The 2,730-nt window shown below is 47.2% G+C and carries 1 protein-coding gene and 3 pseudogenes; 1 reads left to right on the forward strand and 3 read right to left on the reverse strand.

From position 1 onward, the window contains the following. Window positions 1–300, forward strand: a pseudogene (locus BGK49_RS11835) (IS1-like element IS1X2 family transposase); the annotation flags it as partial. Between the two features lie 13 nt (window positions 301–313). On the opposite strand, the pseudogene fimD reads toward BGK49_RS11835, so the two are convergent. From fimD to BGK49_RS26720, 3 genes and pseudogenes are all read right to left on the reverse strand, one after another. Then, window positions 314–1,963: pseudogene (gene fimD / locus BGK49_RS11840) on the reverse strand (fimbrial usher FimD); the annotation flags it as partial. A 66-nt stretch (window positions 1,964–2,029) separates the two neighbouring features. Further along, a pseudogene (gene fimC, locus BGK49_RS11845) lies at window positions 2,030–2,521 on the reverse strand (type 1 fimbria chaperone FimC); the annotation flags it as partial. Window positions 2,522–2,538: 17 nt separating this feature from the next. Further along, a partial coding sequence (locus BGK49_RS26720) for an IS1 family transposase (RefSeq protein WP_000718190.1) occupies window positions 2,539–2,730 on the reverse strand: 192 nt, incomplete at its 5' end.

The raw sequence follows: 2,730 nt of genomic DNA on the forward strand, positions 1-2,730 counted from the left end.
ACGGTTGTGGCGCACGTCTTCGGTGAACGCACTCTGGCCACACTGGAGCGTCTTCTGAGCCTGCTGTCGGCCTTTGAGGTCGTGGTATGGATGACGGATGGCTGGCCGCTGTATGAATCACGCCTGAAGGGAAAGCTGCACGTTATCAGCAAGCGTTACACTCAGCGCATTGAGCGACATAATCTGAATCTGAGACAACATCTGGCAAGGCTGGGACGGAAGTCACTGTCGTTCTCAAAATCGGTGGAGCTGCATGACAAGGTCATCGGGCATTATCTGAACATAAAACACTATCAGTAAGTTGGAGTCATTACCGATGGCTACCACTCAAATACAGTGTTGATGTGCGCCCGAGTTGCTGAGTAACGGTGAGCTGTAATTTCCCGCGTTTGTTATAAGCGAGGTTGTAATAGTCGGTGAATTTCGGCTTAACCTGAATAACTCCATCCTGTGTTTCGATGTTGTAGCCATTCATTCGACTGTATGTTGTATCAGCGAAATTAAAATATCCGCTGGTCGAATAACGGTAACCCACTAACTGAATATTCGTGCCTGACTCATTGAGCGATTTGTTATAGAGAAAACGCACCGATTGTCCGTCATGCTGACTGTCATCGGGAAGTGTGGAATTAGCCTGCGTCATATCCACAGACAGAGCGCCCAGTGTCCCCATGTTTTTCCCGATACCGAAATTAAAAGCACGATAACGATCCGCCAGTTGCGTTCCACCATATATTGTCCAGCCAGCCGGAAGGCCGTGGAGTAATGTACTTTGGAAAAAGCGGGGTTTTTCCTGCTGCGTATTTCCACTACGGTATTCTCCTGCCGTAATGGAATAACGAGTATGCCCTTCACGTTGCAAAAGCGGGACTGACGAATAGGGTACGGTAAAAATCTGCGTGCTGCCGTCAGCCTCTTTGATCGTTACCTGCAAGTCACCACTATTACCTGCGGCATAGATATCGTTGATGGTAAAAGGCCCCGGTGGCACCGTACTATTATAAATGTCATACCCATTTTGTTTAATAGTGACCTGTGCAGTACCACGAGCAATACCGTGGATCACCGGGGCAAATCCTCTTTGGCTATCGGGTAACATATTGTCATCTGAGGCCAATTGTGCGCCGCGAAAGTTAATACCATCGCAAATATCGCCCTGGGTATAACCATCACCCAGCGTCAGCCGGGAACGTAACGGTATTATGTCTCGCTCAAGCCAGGTATTGATATGCTGCCATTTATTTTTGCTACCTGATGATCTGTCGCTACTGTTATAACTCCAGCTGGTATTGTCGCGTAAACACCACGCACCAATATTTAACCCACTCTGTAGGTTTAAATATGCATAATGGCTGTTACCCCCAATCCGATTCTGTACACTATTTCCGCTGAAATTATAATTGAGCAATCCGGCATTAATACCGGGATCCCATAACTCAGGAGGAATATAACCACGCGCGCGATTACTCATAAATGCCTGAGGGATCGTCAGGTTCAGTCGCTGCTGACCAACATCCAGATGCGCAGTAGCGTCATGGATCATTGAGGTTAATGGCACGCAGGCATCATCTGCCAGCAGATTCATACCGGAGACAGAAGCCGCATTCAGCCCCATACTGGCAAGTTGCGCGCGTGTCAGGCAGGGAACAATCCCTTGTTCACTGTCGCCCGTATTAAATGTGACATCACGCGTTGCCATATAACCATTATTCAAATAGATATCGACGCGATACGTCCCTGGCGGTAATTCTTGCCCATTTTCAAAACGCGATAAATCGGCCACAGCCTGGGGATCATCCGCTAAAAAGCGCGGATTAAAATAGAGTTCGGCAGATGACAAAGGTGCCTGTGCGGCAAAAGCACAGGCGACAACGAGCCGGACAAAAAAACCAGCCAAACGATGCTTACGAATATGCAAGCATTGTGTGTTTCGCTGGTAAAGTCTTAAATTCAGATATGACATTATTCCTCCGGTTTAAAATTACCCGGCAGTCAATTCTTTTTATTCAGGCGAGAAATTCCCCCTGCGTTATTCCATTACGCCCGTCATTTTGGGGGTAAGTGCGCCATAATCATTTATTGTTCGGTAAGTAATATTGCTTCCTGCATCAGAAGGCAATTTAACCGTGCTTTCGCCCATTGGAGGCACCAATGCATTTTCAAGAACCCGGGTTCCGGCATTCAACTCTGTTACCGTCAGATAATAGGGTGTCGGGTTAATCAGCGTCAGAGAATTCGCGCTACGACGAAATCTTAATTTTTCTGCGGCCTGATCGGGTGGCAACGCTAATTTAGCCGGGCTATAGTACAGTTTAATGCGGCTGATAATTGCGAGCTGTAGCGTATTCTCAGTCAATTTTGATTTATCCATTGACGGAATCGCTTTAACATTCATCCAGAATAAACTTTCCCGGTCCTGTGGCAATTGGTTATTTGTTGCATCAAGAATACGCAAGGTATTCTCTTTTTTTCCCTTCATCGCAAACAGAGGAGGCGTCACGATAAAACGACCATCCTTTACACGGTAATGACTCCAACTTATTGATAGTGTTTTATGTTCAGATAATGCCCGATGACTTTGTCATGCAGCTCCACCGATTTTGAGAACGACAGCGACTTCCGTCCCAGCCGTGCCAGGTGCTGCCTCAGATTCAGGTTATGCCGCTCAATTCGCTGCGTATATCGCTTGCTGATTACGTGCAGCTTTCCCTTCAGGCGGGATTCATACAG

The organism is Shigella sp. FC1544 (assembly GCF_001722145.1).
Lineage (GTDB): Bacteria > Pseudomonadota > Gammaproteobacteria > Enterobacterales > Enterobacteriaceae > Escherichia > Escherichia coli.